Below are 18,532 nucleotides of genomic sequence, written 5' to 3'. Positions count from 1 at the left end.
TCATGCTGCGGCTCCCTTCTTGTCCATGACTTTCTTCCACAGGCCGACCAGCCCTTGCGGCAGCATCAGGGTGACGACGATGAACAGCAGGCCGAGGAAGAACAGCCAGTATTCGGGGAAGCTGACGGTGAACCAGCTCTTGGCGAGATTGACCACGAAGGCGCCGATGATCGGCCCGATCAGCGTGCCGCGCCCGCCAACAGCGACCCAGATGGCGATCTCGATCGAATTGCCGGGCGACATTTCGGAGGGGTTGATGATGCCCACCTGCGGCACGTAGAGCGCGCCGGCGATGCCGCACAGTACGGCCGAGATGGTCCAGATCGTCAGCTTGTACCAGAGCGGGTTGTAGCCGATGAACATGACGCGGCTTTCGGCATCGCGAATCGCTGTCAGCACCCGGCCGAACTTGGATTTCACCAGCCAGGCGGCGAAGATCAGCGTGGCGGCCAGCGCCAGCGCGGTCAGGCCGAACAGCACGAGGCGCATTTCGGATGTGGTGATGCCGTAGCCGAGGATGCGCTTGAAGTCGGTGAAGCCGTTGTTGCCGCCGAAGCCTGTTTCGTTGCGGAAGAAGAGCAGCATGGCGGCGTAGGTCAGCGCCTGGGTGATGATCGAGAAATAGACGCCCTTGATGCGCGAGCGGAAGGCGAAGTAGCCGAAGACGAAGGCGACCAGCGCCGGCACGGCCATGACCAGGAAGGCGACCCAACCGAAGCTGTCGCTGCCGACCCAGAACCAGGGCAGCTCCTTCCAGTCGAGGAAGACCATGAAGTCGGGCAGGTCGCTCTGGTAGCTGCCGTCACGGCCGATCTGGCGCATCAGGTACATGCCGAAGGCGTAGCCGCCGAGCGCGAAGAACAGCCCGTGGCCGAGCGACAGGATGCCGCCGTAGCCCCAGATCAGGTCCATCGCCACGGCCACCAGCGCGTAGCACATGATCTTGCCGATCAGCGTGATGGCGTAGGTGGAAACGTGGAAGGCGCTGTCTTCCGGTACGGCGAGATGGAGGAGGGGGACGGCAACCAGCGTCAGGGCGAGGAATACGCCGAGCGCCAGCCACTGCTTGCTGTCCAGGCTGGACAGGAGGCGGAGGATGAAAGGCTTACGCATGGGAGTTCCTTACTCGACGAAGCGGCCCTTGAGGGCAAAGATGCCCTGCGGACGCTTCTGGATGAAGATGATGATGCAGACGAGGATGCTGATCTTGGCGATGACCGCCCCGGCCCAGCCTTCGAGCAGCTTGCTGAAGATGCCCAGCCCGAGCGCCGCCCAGACCGCGCCGGCGAGCTGGCCGACGCCGCCGACGACGACCACCATGAAGGAATCGACGATGTAGCCCTGGCCCATGTCCGGCCCGACGTTGGAAATCTGCGACAGCGCGACGCCGCCCAGCCCGGCGATGCCGGCGCCCAGCGCGAAGGCCAGGGTGTCGATGCGGGCGGTCGGGACGCCGACGCAGCCGGCCATTGGGCGGTTCTGCGTCACGGCGCGGACGAACATGCCCAGCCGTGTCCTGTTCATCAGCAGCCAGACCAGCAGCAGGACGAAGAGGGCGAAGCCGATGATGATGAGGCGGTTCCAGGGCAGCATCAGGTTGGGCATCAGCGCGATGCCGCCGGACATCCAGCTCGGATTGGCGACTTCGACGTTCTGCGCGCCGAACAGCACGCGGGCCCCCTGGATCAGCACCAACGAGATGCCCCAGGTGGCGAGCAGGGTTTCCAGCGTGCGGCCGTAGAGCCAGCGGATGACTGTGCGTTCCATGACCACGCCGACCAGAGCGGCGGCGAAGAAGGCGACGGGAATCGCCGCCGGCAGATACCAGTCGAGGTAATCCGGCAGGAAGGCGCGGAACAGGCTCTGCATGCCGTAGGTGGCGTAGGCGCCGACCATCAGCAGCTCGCCGTGCGCCATGTTGATGACGCCCATGACGCCGTAGGTGATGGCCAGGCCGAGCGCGGCGAGCAGCAGGATGGAGCCGAGCGAGACGCCGGTGAAGATGCCGCCCAGCGTTTCGCCGACGGCCAGCCGGCGGTCGATGGACTTGACCGCCTCGATGGCAGCGTAGCGCACCTTGTCTTCCGGCTCGTTGGCCTTGTCGGTCAGCGGCTGTAGCATGGCCTTGATGGTCGGCGAGTTGGCATCGGCCAGCACCTGCACGGCGGCCAGGCGAACGGCCGGGTCGGGGTTGGCCAGGCTGGCCTGGGCGTGGGCGGTGGTCAGCAGGGCCTTGATCTCGGCATCGCTTTCCTTCTCCAGCGCCTTGGCCAGCAGCGGGGCCATGTCGGCGCTGACGTTGCTTTGCAGCTTTTGCGCCGAGCCCAGGCGGACGGCCGGGTCGGCATCGAACAGCTTGAGCGCGGCCAGCGCATTGGCCAGCTCGCCGCGGATGCGGTTATTGACGGTGACTGATTCCGGCTCGGCCGGCATCTTGGTTTTTGCCCCGGTCGCCGCGTCCATCGCAGCATCGCCGTCGATGATCAGCGCCTTGTCGTTGGCGAGATAAAGATTGCCGTCGGCCATCGCCGTCAGCACGCGCTCGGCGTCGGGGTCGGCCGCCTGGACGATCTGGCGGATGGCGGCCACCTTGTCGGTCGAGTCTTCGACCGCCAGCTGGCGAACCTGCGCCGGGTCGAGCGCCGCATGGGCGTTCAGGCCGATGGCGCAGAGCAATACAACGAGTGTTTTTCTGATCATGAATATCCGTCCGCAATTTGTGCAGTGCAGCGACAGGTTACGGGCGGGGCGCTGGCTCAGGAATACGATGAATTGCGTAGGAACTGCGCAGAAGATCCGGCGGCAACGGCTGCTGCGATGCACCGCTCGATTTGGGCGGTTTTGGGACTCAAGGGCGGAATGGTCGCCAAAGCGCCATCTCCTGAAATGAAAACGGGGGCCGAGGCCCCCGTTTGCTTGCGGCGCACGATCCGGATCACTTGCCTTCCGGCTCGTTCTGCTTTTTGTGGCTGCCTGCGGATACGGGCGTGCGCGACTGATAGGCGCGGGCCGCATGGATCGGCATATGGGCGAGATTGTGGTGCATGGGGCTTCCCGGTCAGTCCGTCGCCAGATCCGGTGCGCGGGCGGTCGCGGGGCCGGGGCCGAGGGCGAAGTCGCAGCCGGTCTTCGCCCGCACCATGTCCACCGTGGCGCCTGGCTGCAGTTCGATCAGCGTGAGGCCATGCGGGCCCACCTCGAAGACGGCCAATTCGGTGATGATCAGGTTTACCACGCCGCGGCCGGTGAGGGGCAGGTTGCAGCGGGGCAGGATTTTGGGCGAACCGTCCTTGGCGCAGTGCTCCATGAGGACGATGACGCGGCCGACGCCAGCCACGAGGTCCATGGCGCCTCCGGGACCCTTGACCATCTTTCCCGGCACCATCCAGTTGGCAAGGTCGCCGCCCTCGGACACCTCCAGGCCGCCGAGGATGGAAAGGTCCACGTGGCCGCCGCGGATCATGGCGAAGGAGTCGGCGCTGGAGAAGAAGCTGCTGCCCGGGAGGCTGGTGATGGTCTGCTTGCCGGCGTTGATGAGGTCGGCGTCTACCGCCTCGGCGGCAGGGAAGGGGCCGAGGCCCAGCAGCCCGTTCTCCGACTGGAGGGTGACACGGATGCCCGGCGGGATGTGGTTGGCCACCAGGGTGGGGATGCCGATACCGAGATTGACGTAGTAGCCGTCCCGTAGTTCCCGGGCCGCCCGGCGGGCGAGGCTGTCGCGCAGCGGGTCGTGTTTGGCGGCGGCAGAGGTGCCGGCGACGGTGCGGAACTCGATCCGTTTTTCATAGCGCCCGCCTTGCAGGATACGGTCGACGTAGATGCCCGGGGTGTGGATGTGATCAGGGTCCAGCTGCCCCGGTTCCACCAGTTCCTCCACCTCGGCGACGGTGACGCGGCCGCAGGTGGCGATCATGGGATTGAAGTTGCGCGCCGTTTTGCGGAAGACCAGGTTGCCGTCGCGGTCGCCCTTCCATGCCTTGACGATGGCCACGTCGGCGCGGATGGCTGGCTCCAGCACGTAGTCGCGGCCGTCGAACCGGCGCGTCTCCTTGCCGTCGGCCAGCAGGGTGCCGGCGGCTGTGCGGGTGTAGAAGCCGGGGATGCCGGCGCCGCCGGCCCGCAGGCGCTCGGCCAGGGTGCCCTGGGGCACCAGTTCCAGGTCCAGCTCGCCGGCCAGGACCTGGCGCTCGAATTCCTTGTTTTCGCCCACATACGAGGCGATCACCTTTTTCACTTGCCGTGTCTTGAGCAGCGGCCCCATGCCGAAATCGTCGACGCCGGCATTGTTGCCGATGATGGTCAGGTTGCGGGTGCCCGATTCGCGTAGGGCGCCAATCAGGTTTTCCGGGATGCCGCACAAGCCGAAACCGCCAGCGGCCAGGGTCATGCCGTCAAACAGCACACCATCGAGGGCGGCGGCGGGATTTTCATAGACTTTGCTCATTACCTTGCTGCTCCGAAATCATCGAAAAAGCCCCGGGGGGCGGCCATGACCCGCCGCCCGGGGCAGGGCCGCTTAATCGGCGCGTTCCGGCACCGGCAGGTTTACCCACTCCTTGTAGAAGGCTTCGATATCGGGCTCGAAGTCATGGATCACCGGGTACCACGGGGTCGGCGCCTCGACGTCGTGCATGGCGCCGCATTGCGGGCAGTAGTACTCGCGGTACACCTGCCATTCGGTATCGGGGGCCATCAGCTTGGGATAGATCTCGGTCATTGCCTCTTCGGTGCGCCGCACGTAAACCGAGGCGTTGAGCTTCCAGTTTTCGCGGTAGTCGCCGAAGACATGGCCGCAGTCGCACAGGGTTACCCACTTTTTTGTCTTGACCTGCTGCACGATGTAGAGGTGCGGTCCGAGCGGCAGGACGATGCGGTCGGGAAAGTTGACCTTGCGCTGCAGGGCCGCCAGGTATTGCTCGAAACGGCTGTGGTCCTTGGGCATGGACAGCATGCGGAAGGTGGTTTCCCAGTCCAGTGTCCCCTCGACAAGGTGGGCGACCTGCTCGTTGGTGTATTTAGACATTTCTGACTCCTTGATTCGGTGATTACTCTTCGACCTGGATGACGGTGGTGACGTCCGGCAGCAGCGACAGGTCCATGCGGTGCTTGGAGCCGTAGGTCGGCACGTCCAGTTCTTCCTCGAGCAGTTGCCAGTCGGCCGGCAGATTCCAGAAGTCCTTGAACTCCTGGGTGAACTTCTCGGACAGGGCGAAGCTGGTGGCGAACATGTGCTTGACCTGGGTTGAGGCGTGCTTGTTGAGGATGCGTTCGCGTTCCGCCTTCATCCATTCGCGGGTCGGCAGGGCGCGGGCCAGGCGTTCCTTGCGGATCTCGGCGCGGCGCTCGGCGGTCTTGGCGGCATCGACGACGAACACGCCGTTATCTTCGGTGAACACCGCGCCATAGACTTTCTGGGCGTATTCCGGGAGCAGGAACTTCTGGTTGAGGTCGTCCTCGATCGCCTTGGGCTCGCGGTCGATGGGGTCGCCAAAGCCGGGGCCGCCACGCAGGTAGTTGAGGTAGAGATCGTGGTTGGCGTAGCAGTCCTCCGTGGTGATGCACTGCTTGTCGCGCTTGACCGTGGCGGTAGCGTCAAGATGGCGCTCATAGTCCGGATCGGAGGGGTCGAGGTCGGCGCCAAGGGGCAGCGAATCACCGATCGCGATACGGTTTTCCAGGCCGGTATTGTGGGCCTCGAAGCGGTAGCCGGTAGCCGATGGGTAGCCACCCATCATCCCCCAGTCGCTGTTCATGAAGCCGTTACCCATGAAGAACATGGTCCAGTCCTGGGCGTTCCACACCATGCGCAGGGTCTCGAAGCCGCAGCCGCCGCGATACTTGCCGTAGCCACCGGAGTTGGCCTTGACGTTGCGCCCGAGGTAGAGGAGCGGCTCGGCCATTTCCCAGATCTCGATGTCGCCCATGTCGCCTTCCGGGTTCCAGATGGCGGCAGCGTGGTTGAGGCCGTCTTTGACGGCACAGGCGCCGGTACCGCAGGACGAGGCTTCGAAGCTGTTGACCGCGTGGATCTCGCCGTCCTGGTTGATGCCCCCCCCTTGCAGCCAGTTGGAGGTGTTGGCATTGCCGGCGTTGACCTCCTCCAGGTAGCCGCGGCTGAAGTAGGACTGGCCGAGGCCGCGCCACAGCGCCGCCCAGCCGGAGACGAGGAAGTGCCAGGCGTAGGCGTGGCCGGTGCGGCGATCGTCCGGGTTGCACCAGGTGCCTTTGGGCAAGCGGAACTCGGTGGCGAAGTAGGCGCCATCGTTGATGCGCTGGGTCGGCACCAGGGTCTGGCACATCATGACCCAGATACCGGAGGTGAAGGCTACCTGGTGGGCGTTGAAGGTGTGCCAGCCCCAGCGGCTCGCCCCTTCGAAGTCGAGGCGCCACTTGCCGTCCGGCTTGATGGTCATCTCGCACGGTGAGTGCATGATGGAATCGAGCTTGGCGAAGGCGTTGGAGACTTGCACATCCTCGTGCTTGTAGGGCACGTCGACGAAGGAGACCTTGCGGTACTTGCCGGGCAGGGTCATGGCCTTGATGCGGCTCATGAGGCCGCGGCGGCCTTCCTCGATTACCTCGTGGGCGAACTTCTCGTAGGCTTCCAGGCCGTCGGCGCGGATGACGTCCTCCACCAGGTCGCGGATCATGTGGCAGCCGGCGATGCGGGTTTTCTCGTCGAGAATCCAGTATTTCGGCGTGCGCACCGAACGCTGGCTTTCATGCAGCCAGTCGCGCAGCGGCTCGTCGTTCACGCCGGTCTTGCGGCAGGTGATCATGTAGCCGTCGCCAAAGCGCTGGGTTTGGCCGGTGGACATGGAGCCCGGGGTCACCGAGCCGGTGTCGATGACGTGCGTGACGCCGCCTACCCAGCCGATCAGCTTGCCGTCCCAGAAGATCGGCACGATCGTGGCGATGTCGCAGGGGTGGACGTTGCCGATTGAGCAGTCGTTATTGGTGAACATGTCGCCGGGATTGATGCCGGGGTTGGCTTCCCAGTTGTTTTCGATCATGTACTTGATGGCAGCCCCCATGGTGCCGACGTGGATGATGATGCCGGTGGAGGTGAGGACGCAGTCACCGACGGCGTTGTAGAGGGTGAAGCAAAGTTCGCCTTCCTGCTCGACGATGGGGCTGGCGGCGATCTTCTTGGCGGTTTCGCGGGCGTGCACCAGGCCGCCGCGCAGCTTGGAGAACAGTTTCTCGTAGCCGATGGGGTCGGAGTCGCGAAATTCCAGGTTTTCCAGGCCGTTGTAGTGGCCGCTGGTCTTCGTGCGCTCGATGATGCCGTCGCGGAATTGCTTCAGGGTCTGGCCGTTCTTCAGCAGGTCGGCAAAGCCGACTTGGTTCTTGCTTATCATGTTCATGGCAGGTCTCCTTATTTCACTTCCTTGAGATGGAACAGGCGGTGCTTGTCGACCGTGGTCGCGAAGCCGTCGGGCACGACGAAGGTGGTGGCGTCGGACTCGATGATGGCGGGGCCGACGATGTGGTTGCCGGCCTTCAGGCTCTCCATCTTCCATAGCGCGGCATCGACCCACTTCTTGTGGCGGTAGAAGGGGCGTGTGCCGAGGTAGGCATTCTTCGGCGGTGTCGGGCCGGCGTCCGGGTCTTCCGGCAGCACCGGCTTCTGGGTCACCACCATGCCGCGCAGGATGGCGCCGGTGATGGAGAAACCCAGTTCCGGCGAGCGGGCGGAGTTCGCATAGACACGGCCGTAGGTGGTTTCGAAGGCGTCGACGATCTGGTCCCAGTCGGCTGCGCTGTCGGCGCTGGTGATCGGCGATACGATCTCAAGATCGTTCAGCTGGCCCATGTACTGCATCTTGTAGCCGGGGATCAGCAGCACGTCCTCGGCCTTGTAGCCGTTGAGGACGAATTCGTCGATGACCTTGACCGCCAGTTCCGACCAGGCTTCCTGCAGGCTCCGGCAGGCAGCTGCCTTGGCGGCATCGGGGGCGTACTGGGCGACGCCGAGGTCCACCGACTTGTCGTAGCGGTACTCGAAGTCGGCGCAGGCGCAGCCGAAGGCGGAGAAGCCGGCAGCCCAGGCGGGCACCACCACATCCTTGAAGCCGACGCCCTCGGTGTAGCCGTAGGTATGCACCGGGCCGGCGCCGCCGTAGGAGAAGCAGGTGAAGTCTGCGGGGTTGTAGCCCTTGGCGCTGATGTTGGCGCGCAGGTACTCGGATAGCGTGAGGTCGAGCAGTTCGATGACGCCGGCGGCGGCATCCTCCACCGACAAGCCGAGGGGATCGGCGATCTGGGCCTTGATGTGCTCGCGGGCGCGCTGCACATCGAGCTTGATGGCGCCGCCCAGGAAATTGTCCGGGTTCAGGTAGCCGAGGACGACGTGGCAGTCGGAAACCGACACCGTATCCAGCCCGCTTTCCGGCCAGCAGGTGCCGACCCGGTAACCGGCGGAGTCGGGGCCGAGCTTGATGGCCTTGCTGTAGGGGTCGAGTCGCACGAAGCTGCCGGCGCCAGCGCCGACGGAATCCATCGCGACCAGCGGCAGCGACAGGACCAGGCGGGCCATGTCCGGGTCGGACTTGATGGCGAAGTTGCCCTTGGTGATCAGCGCCACGTCGAAGCTGGTGCCCCCGATGTCGGAGCAGGCGATGTTCTCGTCGCCCAGGGCCTCGCCCAGCAGCTTGGAGCCGATGACGCCGCCGATGGGGCCGGAGACGATGGTACGGGCCAGTTCCTTGGCCTTCCAGCTGATGGTGCCGCCGTGGGTGGCCATGACGCGCAGGTCGAACTTGGCACCGTGCTTCTTGAAGCGATCACTCACCTTCTTCAGCGTCTGGCGCGAAGGTTCGGCACCGTAGGCTTCCAGGATGGTGGTGTTCATGCGGTGGCTTTCCTTGCGCGACGGGTAGTAGTCGACGGAGGCGAAGACTGGGATGTCCACCTGCAACTTTTTCAGCTCGGCCTTGACGAGGTCGCGGGCGCGCTGTTCGCTGACTTCGTTCTTGTGGGACTGCAACAGGCAGATCACGATGGCCTGGGAGCCGGCAGCCACCAGCTCGCGTGTGGCCTGGCGGACTTCGTCTTCGCGCAGGGGGATGACGACCTTGCCCTGCACGTCGGTGCGCTCGGTGACGCCCCGGGTGCGGGAGACGGGCACCAGGGGCTCGTCGTAGCGGTGGGTGTTGAGGTGGATGCGGTCTTCCAGGGCGTAGCCCAGGTAGCTCTGCAGGGCGCGGCCCATGGAGTGGATCTGTTCGAAGCCCTTGTTGCAGATGAGGCCGACGTTGAGGCCTTTGCGCATGAGGATGCGGTTGAGCATGGCGGTACCGGAATAGACGCAGGTCGCCAGTTCCGGATAGACGTCGTCCACAGTCCGCTCCCAGTGGGCGAGGGCGTCCACGGAGGAGTTGTAGATGGCCAGGGATTCGTCCCCCGGGTTGCTCTGTGCCTTGCCGACCACGAAGCGGCCGTCGTCGCGCACGAAAAAGGTATCGGTCATCGTGCCGCCGGCATCGATTCCCATCACCTGTACGGTGGATTGCTGTTGCATGTTGCCTCCTGTCCTTGGTGTGTTCATGGTGGGATTTCCCACGCTTACTTCATGGCAAGGGGTGGGCCAGGGCCGTTGCGGGTGGAGGCGGGCTTCGGAAATTGTTTGTTAATCAGCGGCTTGTGTGCTGGTTTCTGATTGCCGGATAGCCTGCCCGAGACCGTGGGAAATTGTCCGGAAAAGCGACGCGATGCCGGGGGTGTCCTGAAATCGGACACTTTCCGCGCTCCTTATTGCAGTGCACAACCCATTGATACATAAGGGAATTTATTGACTTTGGGCCGATATGGGAATACGGTTACGGACTGGTGCAGTAGTTTTACTAAAGACAACTAAAGATGATTCCCCGGCGGTCCCCATGCCTTTTTCCCAGTGCGGTTCCCTGATTCCCAGGGTCGGCGACGAGCAGGTCGTGGCCTCCGCTTGGGAGCGCTTCCTGCAAGACAGGCCGCTACCCGGTACGGGAGTGCGCCCCGTCGTCCTCGATTCCTGGCAGCGCTGCCGTTCCGAATCTGTCGACCCGGCTAGCCGCTGCGCTCCAGGTGCCGCAGACGAGCGGGTCCGCCAGCTGCAGGGGCAGAACCGCGACCTCTGCGATGCCGCACGGCCGGTGCTGGAAGGCCTGTGCGACATCCTGCGGGAATGCGGTACGCTGATCATGCTCAGCGACCATAGCGGTACCATCCTCCAGCTCAACGGCGAGACTCGGGCGCGCAGTGCCGGCGAGGCCATCAACCTGGCCACCGGCGGTTGCTGGAACGAGGAGGTCATCGGCACCAACGCCATCGGTACTGCCATCGCCACCAGCGCCCCGGTGCAGATTTACGCCAGCGAGCACTTCTGCATGGACGTCAAGCGCTGGACCTGCGCTGCCGCCCCCATCCTCGATCCTCTCGGTCGCACGCTGCTCGGCGTGGTGGATGTTTCCGGCGTCAAGGAGACCTTCCACGGCCACACCCTGGGCCTGGTGATGGCCGCTGCCAAGCAGATCCAGGGCGAGCTGGCGCGGCGCGACGGTGTCCTGCACAGTCGCCTGCTGGCCCGGGCCATGGACGACTTCCGGCGCTACGGCAGCGACTGCCTGGTGCTTTTCGACCACCGTGGCCGTATCGTGCGTACCGCCGGTAGCGTGCAGGCCGCCCGCGAGCAGTACGGCGTGCGCCTGCCCTTCGAGGTAGGCGGCCATGTGCCGGGCCTTAACCTGGCGCGGCCGGAGATCGACCGCCGCCACCAGCGCCCCGACTGGTTGCGCCCGGAATGGCTCCACCCGGTAAAGGATGTCGAAGGCGAACTGGGTACCCTGTTGGTGATTCCCCTCGGCGCCCGCCAGGCAGCGACCATGCCCACCCTGCCCAAGGCGCCTCCGGCGGAAAGCGACCCTTTCGCCGATATCATCGGTAGCAGCGAGAGTCTGGAGTCGGCCAAGGCCCGTGCCCGGCGTATCGCCCCCCTCGACCTGCCGGTGCTGCTCCTGGGCGAGACGGGGGCTGGCAAGGAACTCTTCGCCCGCGCCGTGCACCAGGCCGGCACCAGCCCTGACGGGCCTTTCGTGGCGGTCAATTGCGGTGCCCTGACGCGCGAGCTGCTGGCCAGCGAACTCTTCGGCTACGCCGAGGGAGCTTTCACCGGAGCCCGTCGCGGCGGCCTGCCTGGCAAGTTCGAGCAGGCGGACGGCGGCACTCTGTTCCTCGATGAGATCGGCGAAATGCCCCTCGATATGCAGCCTCACCTGCTGCGCGTCCTTCAGGATGGAATCGTCGTGCGCTTGGGCGACACTCGCCAGCGTAAGGTGGCGGTACGCCTTATCGCTGCCACCAACCGGGACTTGCTGGCCGATGTGGCCGCTGGCCGCTTCCGGGAGGATCTTTTCCATCGCCTGTGCGTGGTCTGCCTCAAACTACCCGCCCTGCGCGAACGGCCCGGCGACATCGAGGCGGTCATTGCCCACCTCAACGAACGACTGGCCCGCAAATACGGCTGCCCGCCCAAGACGGTCGCTGCCGAAGTGCTGCAGCCCTTGTTGTGCTATCACTGGCCGGGCAATATCCGCGAACTGCAGAATGTCTTCGAAGCCATGTTCGCGCTCAGCGACGGCGACGCGATTGACCCGACCCTATTACCAGCCCACATTGTCGCCGGTGCGATCCCCGTGTTTGCACCAGCTGCAACGGCTGGCCGCCTGGATGAAATGGAACGCGAAGCCGTGCGTGCCGCCGTCGAAGACGCCAACGGCAACCTTTCCCGGGCGGCTCGCACCTTGGGCATCGCCCGCAGCACCTTGTACGTCAAACTGGCATCGATGAAAATCGTGGAACCGGCTGCGGCGACTCCTAGCCGCTAAGGGGGCGGGGCAACGGGGTTTCTCGGCTTGGGGTGGCGGCAGCGAATCCAGACGGGCATCCGCTGATTTGCCGATCGATTGGCGTTATTTCCCAACCGGCTGATCAGTCGTAGTGCTCAATAGGTCTTGTACGGCAGAAATTTGCCGCTCATGACGATCCTGACGCGGTCGCCCTTCGGGTCGGGCTCACGTGTCAAATCCATGTTGAAGTCGATGGCGCTCATGATGCCATCGCCGAATTCTTCGTGGATCAGCGCCTTGAAGGTGGTGCCGTACACATTGACCAGTTCGTAGAAGCGGTAGATCAACGGGTCGGTCGGCACCGAGGTCGGCAGCGAGCCCTTGTAGGGCACGACCTGCAACTGCGCGACGGCTTCTTCCGGCAGGTCGAGCGCGGCGCCAATGGCCTTGGCCTGCGCTTCGCTCAGCGTCATCTGGCCGAGCAGGGCGGCGGTGCTCCATTCCTTGCTGTGGCCGACCAGTTCGGCCAGTTTGGCCCAAGTCAGTTTCTTCTTCACTTTCCGGGTGACGATCAGGTCGGTGACTTCTTCGCGGTTCATGGCAGTTCCTTGTTTGACGTAAAAACGGGGGCCTGAGCCCCCGTTGCGACACTGTCGGGCAGGCTTACTTGCCTTCCGGCTCGTCTTTCTTCTTGTCGTTGCCCGGGATGTACGGGCTCCACGGCGCGGCCTTGACCGGGCCCGGCGTCTTCCAGACGACGTTGAACTGGCCGTCGGCCTTCACTTCGCCGATGAATACCGGCTTGTGCAGGTGGTGGTTCTTTTCGTCCATCTTCACTTCGAAGCCGGACGGGGCCTTGAAGGTCTGGCCGGCCATGGCGGCGATGACCTTATCCACGTCGGTGCTCTTGGCCTTCTCGACCGCCTGCTTCCACATGTGGATGCCGATGTAGGTGGCTTCCATCGGGTCGTTGGTGACAACGGTCTTGGCGTTCGGCAGCTTCTGCTTGACGGCCCAGTCCTTGTACATCTTGATGAACTTGGTGTTCTCGGCGTTCTTCAGCGACTGGAAGTAGTTCCAGGCAGCCAGGTGGCCGACCAGCGGCTTGGTGTCGACGCCGCGCAGTTCTTCTTCGCCCACGGAGAAGGCGACGACCGGCACATCAGTGGCCTTCAGGCCGGCGTTGCCCAGTTCCTTGTAGAACGGCACGTTGGAGTCGCCGTTGATGGTGGAGACGACGGCGGTCTTCTTGCCTTCGGACGCGAATTTCTTGATCTTGGCGATGATGGTCTGGTAATCGCTATGACCGAACGGGGTGTACTCTTCCATGATGTCGGCTTCGGCGACGCCCTTGGACTTCAGGAAGGCGCGCAGGATCTTGTTGGTCGTGCGCGGATAGACGTAGTCGGTGCCGAGCAGGACGAAGCGCTTGGCTTCACCGCCGTCCTTGGACATCAGGTATTCGACGGCCGGGATGGCTTGCTGGTTGGGGGCTGCACCGGTGTAGAAAACGTTCTTTTCGAGTTCTTCACCTTCATACTGGACCGGGTAGAAGAGCAGGCCGTTCAGTTCCTTGTAAACCGGCAGCACGGACTTGCGCGAGACCGAGGTCCAGCAGCCGAAGGTGACGGCAACCTTGTCCTTGGTCAGCAGCTGGCGGGCCTTTTCGGCGAACAGCGGCCAGTTGGAGGCCGGATCGACGACGACCGGCTCGAGCTTCTTGCCCATCACGCCACCGGCTTTGTTGATTTCCTCGATGGCCATCAGCGCCGTTTCCTTGAGCGCGGTTTCGGAAATCGCCATGGTGCCGGACAGCGAGTGCAGGATGCCGACCTTGATGGTTTCGGCGGCATGGGCGGACATGCCGATTGAAGACAGGGCGGCGGCCAGGACGGTGGCCTTGATGAAATTGCGGCGGTTGCTCATGGAAGCTCCTCGGACGTTGGGTAATCGGGTAGGTAGCGTGTTTGCTGCAGTGCAACCAGATTACGGCCGGGGTTTTACGCGCGAAATACGTTAGATTGCGTAGGCATGCGCAGGGTGCATTTGCCGGCTTGCGGGTCCACAGTCAAGCGGAAAAAATGCCCCCAATCGGATTCTCTAGCCGCCGCGCATTTTGCCAATCGCCAGATTGGCCGCTGCCGTACGCGTTTCCACACCGAGTTTCTCGAAGACATGCTCGAGGTGCTTGTTCACGGTGCGTGGGCTGCTGCCGAGGATGTCGCCGATATCCTTGCTGGTCTTGCCCTGGACGACCCAATACAAAACCTCGGCCTCGCGCTGGGTAAGACGGAAGGCGGCGATCAGCGATTCGACGGCGGAGGCGTCATTCTCCTCGCGCAGCACGACCAGCCATTCGTCGTCGCCGGTTTGGTCGTGAAAAGAAGCGAGCAGGCGCTTGTTGCCCTCGGCGATGAGTAGTTGCGCCGGTTCGCGGCGCTCGGTACGGGCGTGGTGGGCGGCGGCGATCCAGGCCAGCAGTTCGTCAGGTGCGACGGTTTCTGGGTTGGCGAAGTAGGCGTTGAGCAGGTTGCGGGCGAGTGGTGTCTGCCACACGATGCGGCTGTCGGCGGCACGCACGGCGACGGTGGCCTGGCCGAAGGCATCGAGCGCGCTGCGCGCCTGGCGCATCTGTCGGGCATTGGCCATGTGCGTGGCGATGCGGGCGATGACCTCGGCCGGACGGATCGGCTTGGTGACGTAGTCGGCCCCGCCGGCGGCAAAGGCGGCAATGACGTGTTCAGTCTCGGTCAGGCCGGTCATGAAGACGATGGGAATCTGCTGGGTGGCAAAGTCGGTCTTTAGCCGACGCGCCACCTCGAAGCCATCCATGCCCGGCATTACGGCATCGAGCAGGATGACGTCGGGCAGGCTCTGGCGGGCGCGTTGCAGCGCGGCTTCGCCGTGGGTGGCGACGAGCACGGTGTAGCCGGCCTCGTCGAGTGCGTCGTGCAGCAGGGCGAGGTTTTCCGGGACGTCGTCAACGATCAGGACGATGTCGGAGAGCCGACGGTCGGCGGGGCGTTCAGCGTTGGGCATCGCGCGTCTTTCGAATGATTTCCTTCATGGCGTCGAACTGGAATTGTCGTGCAAGATCGCGCAGTACGCGGACGAATTCGGCGTGTGCGGGATTCTGCCGTTCGATGTCGGCAAGTCGGTCCAGAATGCCGCGCGGATAGCCAAGCTCGATCAGTTCGTCGAGCGCCGCCAGTTCGGTTACGGCCGGTGGCACCAACGGCGGCGGTTCGGCGGGCGGCGGCGCACTCGGCGGGCGATCGGCGGTCAGCCACTCGAGTTCAAGCACACGCCCCAGCCAGTCGAGCAGTTCGGCCAGTTGGAAAGGTTTGACGATGAAGTTGTCGGGCGTGATGCCGACATCGTTGTCGAGGTTCTTGTCGAAGGCGTTGGCCGAGAGCACGGCGATGTGCGTCTTGATCGTGCGCCCACCCAGCCCCTGCTGGCGCAGCCGGCGGATGGTTTCCCAGCCGTCGATGCCGGGCATGCCAAGGTCCATGAAAATGAGGTGCGGCAGGAAGCGCGGCACGGCAGCCAGGCATTCGTAGCCGCTGGCCGCCTGCTCGACGATGAAGCCGAGCGGTTCAAGCACGTTCTGCAGGAGATCGCGGTCGTCCTTTTCGTTATCGACCACCAGGATGCGCCGGCGCGGGCCGACGTAGCCGATGCGGTTGAGCTTGGGCAATTCCTTCGCCGCCTGGGCCGAATGCACCTGCGGCAGGAAAAGGCGGATGCGGAACAGCGTGCCTTCGCCCGGCGTGCTGGACACCTGCATCTCGCCGCCCATCAGGTCGGTGAGCATGCGGGCGATGGTCAGGCCGACGCCGCTGCCGCCGGCCTGCACCGTGCTGCCGCGGCCGAAGGGCTCGAAGATGCGCTCCATGTCCTCGGGCGGAATGCCCGGGCCGGTGTCGCGGATTTCGAAAATGGCCATGTCGCGCCGGCACTCGACCTTGAAGCTGACGCCGCCGCGCACGGTGAATTTGACGGCGTTACCGATGACGTTGATCAGGATCTGGCGCAGCCGCTTTTCGTCGGCGCGCACGACGGCGGGAATCTCGCCGGCCGGTTGGTAGTCGAAGGACAGCCCCTTGTTGCGCGCCTGCAGTTCGAACATGCCGACAATCTGCTGCATCAGTTCGGGGAAATCCATGGCCTTGACGTTCAAGGTCAGCTTGCCGCTCTCGATACGGGCGATGTCCAGTGTGCCTTCGATGACCGACAGCAGGTGGTCGCCGGACTTGCGGATGACGCCAACGGCCTGCCGGCGGTTGGGGGGGATTTCCTCGTCGGCGGCGAGAATCTGGGCATAGCCGAGGATGCTGTTCAGCGGCGTGCGCAGCTCGTGGCTGATCGCGGTGATGTAGCGGCTCTTGGCCTGGTTGGCTTGTTCGGCGACGGCCTTGGCCTGCTGAAGCGCCGCATCGGTGCGCTGGTGCGACTCGATTTCCTGCATCAGCAATTGCGTCTGACGGTTCGACTCCTCCTGCGCGACGCGCCGGCTTTCCTGCGTCAGCACCATCCACCAGGCGATCACGCCGGACAGCATCAGCAGCGCCGCGAAGGTCTTGATGAAACTGTCCTGCAGGCGGGCGACGACGGCCGGTTCGGCGCTGCTCAGCGCCAGCAGCTCGTGCGTGTAGAGCACGCCGAGGATCAGCGCCAGCACCGGCACGATGCCGGCCATCAGCAGCAGGTAGTGGCCCAGCCCGGTGTCGAGGTAGGGCTGCACGGCCTTGGGCAGCAGGCGGCGCAGCACCGCGTTCCACTGCGCCGTGAGGTGCGCCTGCGGCTTGCACAGATCGTGGCAGCGGGCGTCGAGCGAACAGCACAGCGAACAGATCGGTGCCTCGTAGGCCGGGCAGTGAGCCATGTCCTCGCCTTCGTAGTCGCGTTCGCAGACCGTGCATTTTTGCGTTTTTTTCCGGTCGACAGTCGGGCTGGCTGGGCGGGCGAGGTAATAGCGCCCGCTGGTCAGTCGGGCGATCAGCGGCGAGGCGACGAAAGCAACGCCGAGCGCGACAAAGGAGGCATAAGGCTGCAGGGCGGCGCCGAACAGCCCGACGAAGCAGCAGATCGACAGCAGCGAAGCGATGGCCATGGCGCCAACGCCGACCGGATTGATGTCGTAAAGGTGGCTGCGCTTGAACTCCAGCCCCTTGGGCGACAGGCCAAGGGGCTTGTTGATGACAAGGTCGGCAACGACCGCCGCCATCCACGAAATGGCGATGTTGGAATAGAGCCCGAGCACCTGGCCGAGCGCCTGGAAGACATCGAGTTCCATCAGCAGCAGCGCGATCAGGGTGTTGAAGACGACCCAGACGACGCGCCCGGGGTGGCTGTGCGTCAACCGGGCGAAGAAGTTGGACCAGGCCAGCGAGCCGGCGTAGGCGTTGGTGACATTGATCTTGAGTTGCGAGACGATGACGAAGATAGCGGTGGCTGCCACGGCCAACGTCGTGTTGTCGAAGACGTGCGAGAAGCCGATCAGGTACATCTGGTTCGGATCGACGGCCTTGTCGGCCGGGATGCCATTGCGCAGCACCAGCCAGGCGAGTAGCGCGCCGCCTAGCATCTTGAGCACGCCGGGCAAGACCCAGCCGGGGCCGCCGACGATGACCGCCAGCCACCAGCGGCGGGTGTGGGCCGGCGTCTTTTCCGGCATGAAGCGTAGGTAGTCTGCCTGTTCGGCCATCTGCGTGACCAGCGCGATGCCCACGGTCAGCGCGGCGCCGAACAGATGCGGGTTGAAATCGTTGCCGCCGCCCTGTGTGCCGCCATACTGCCAGAGCCCAGCCAGTGCCTGAGGTTCTTCGAGAAAGAGAAAGGCGTAGGGGAGTACCAGCAGGAAGATCCACAGTGGTTGCGTCCACGCCTGCAGCCGGCTGATTGCCGTGACGCCGTGAGCGACCAGCGGAATGACGACCAGTGCGCAGATCAGGTAGCCCCAGGCTGGCGGTATCTTGAAGGCGAGCTCGAGCGCGTAGGCCATGATCGCCGCTTCGAGCGCGAAGAAGATGAAGGTGAAACTGGCGTAGATCAGCGAGGTGATCGTCGATCCGATGTAGCCGAACCCAGCGCCGCGCGTCAGCAGGTCCATGTCCAGCCCGTGCCGGGCGGCGGCGATGCTGACCGGCAGGCCGAGCAGGAAAATGATCAGCCCGGTGGCGAGGATGGCCCAGAAGGCACTGAGGAAGCCGGCCTGTATGAGCATGGTCGCGCCAACCGCTTCCAGCACCAGGAAAGAGGCTGCGCCGAAGGCCGTATTGGCGACGCGCATCTCCGACCATTTGCGAAAGCTGCGCGGCGTGAAGCGCAGCGCGTAATCTTCGAGCGTTTCGTTGGCGACCCACGTGTTGTAGTCGCGCCTGAGCTTGATGACACGCTGAGGGATGGGTGAATTCCGTTCCATCCCGAAATTAAATCACGGCGCGCGGTGGGTAAATGCAGCTTTACTTTGTTTGTCAGCCCCATTGTTGAATATTTTGAATGGGGTAGGGGAAACGGCTGGCGTATTGGTGGTCTCCCTGCGCGGATCACCGCAATGTGTGCCTTGGCCCTCGTTTCCTATCATTGGCACATAGATTGATCCGGCCGAGAGTGGTCTGGCGGCCTGTTCCCCTTGTCGCCGCGAAATGATCAAGTGCCCTTGGAAATTCCATCGCGTTCCAGTTTGCGTACATTTTGCAATC

11 protein-coding genes are annotated in these 18,532 nt (G+C 64.1%); 1 reads left to right on the top strand and 10 read right to left on the bottom strand.

Annotated features, from left to right (window positions below; genetic code table 11):
- The 6 genes from urtC to AB6Q56_RS13785 form a co-directional block, all read right to left on the bottom strand.
- A complete protein-coding gene (urtC, locus tag AB6Q56_RS13810; protein ID WP_434513699.1) occupies positions 1-1,113 on the bottom strand; it encodes an urea ABC transporter permease subunit UrtC in 1,113 nt (370 codons plus the stop codon).
- Between the two features lie 9 nt (positions 1,114-1,122).
- Positions 1,123-2,700, bottom strand: coding sequence for an urea ABC transporter permease subunit UrtB (urtB, locus tag AB6Q56_RS13805; protein WP_434513698.1), 1,578 nt, complete (start codon positions 2,698-2,700; stop codon positions 1,123-1,125).
- Between the two features lie 358 nt (positions 2,701-3,058).
- The gene (locus AB6Q56_RS13800) at positions 3,059-4,444 is read right to left on the bottom strand and encodes a 3-oxoacid CoA-transferase (protein WP_434513697.1); all 1,386 of its coding nucleotides are present in this window, start codon (positions 4,442-4,444) and stop codon (positions 3,059-3,061) included.
- Between the two features lie 72 nt (positions 4,445-4,516).
- The gene (locus AB6Q56_RS13795; protein WP_434513696.1) at positions 4,517-5,023 is read right to left on the bottom strand and encodes an acetone carboxylase subunit gamma; all 507 of its coding nucleotides are present in this window, start codon (positions 5,021-5,023) and stop codon (positions 4,517-4,519) included.
- Positions 5,024-5,045: 22 nt separating this feature from the next.
- Positions 5,046-7,367: a hydantoinase B/oxoprolinase family protein gene (locus AB6Q56_RS13790; protein WP_434513695.1), complete on the bottom strand. Its 2,322-nt coding sequence runs from the start codon at positions 7,365-7,367 to the stop codon at positions 5,046-5,048.
- 11 nt (positions 7,368-7,378) lie between these two features.
- A complete protein-coding gene (locus AB6Q56_RS13785) occupies positions 7,379-9,523 on the bottom strand; it encodes a hydantoinase/oxoprolinase family protein (protein WP_434513694.1) in 2,145 nt (714 codons plus the stop codon).
- Positions 9,524-9,881: 358 nt separating this feature from the next.
- Here AB6Q56_RS13785 and AB6Q56_RS13780 point away from each other — a divergent pair, with 358 nt between their 5' ends.
- Entirely contained in the window at positions 9,882-11,864 is a 1,983-nt protein-coding gene (locus tag AB6Q56_RS13780; RefSeq protein WP_434513693.1) for a sigma-54-dependent Fis family transcriptional regulator, read from the top strand.
- Between the two features lie 116 nt (positions 11,865-11,980).
- Here AB6Q56_RS13780 and cynS read toward each other — a convergent pair whose 3' ends face one another.
- From cynS to AB6Q56_RS13760, 4 genes are all read right to left on the bottom strand, one after another.
- On the bottom strand, positions 11,981-12,424 hold the full coding sequence (gene cynS / locus AB6Q56_RS13775; protein ID WP_434513692.1) for a cyanase: 444 nt from the start codon (positions 12,422-12,424) through the stop codon (positions 11,981-11,983).
- 64 nt (positions 12,425-12,488) lie between these two features.
- The gene (urtA, locus tag AB6Q56_RS13770; RefSeq protein WP_434513691.1) at positions 12,489-13,751 is read right to left on the bottom strand and encodes an urea ABC transporter substrate-binding protein; all 1,263 of its coding nucleotides are present in this window, start codon (positions 13,749-13,751) and stop codon (positions 12,489-12,491) included.
- A gap of 174 nt (positions 13,752-13,925) precedes the next feature.
- Complete coding sequence (locus AB6Q56_RS13765; protein ID WP_434513690.1) at positions 13,926-14,864, bottom strand: response regulator; 939 nt, start codon at positions 14,862-14,864, stop codon at positions 13,926-13,928.
- Positions 14,851-18,252, bottom strand: a complete 3,402-nt coding sequence (locus tag AB6Q56_RS13760) for a hybrid sensor histidine kinase/response regulator (protein ID WP_434513689.1) — start codon at positions 18,250-18,252, stop codon at positions 14,851-14,853. The genes AB6Q56_RS13765 and AB6Q56_RS13760 overlap by 14 nt, the downstream gene beginning before the upstream one ends.
- Positions 18,253-18,532: the final 280 nt, after the last annotated feature.

The sequence above is a fragment of the Dechloromonas sp. ARDL1 genome, from assembly GCF_051122455.1.
GTDB lineage: Bacteria > Pseudomonadota > Gammaproteobacteria > Burkholderiales > Rhodocyclaceae > Azonexus.
The sequence above is the reverse complement of the archived record's forward strand: the minus strand, read 5'-3'. Positions and strand labels throughout refer to the sequence as shown.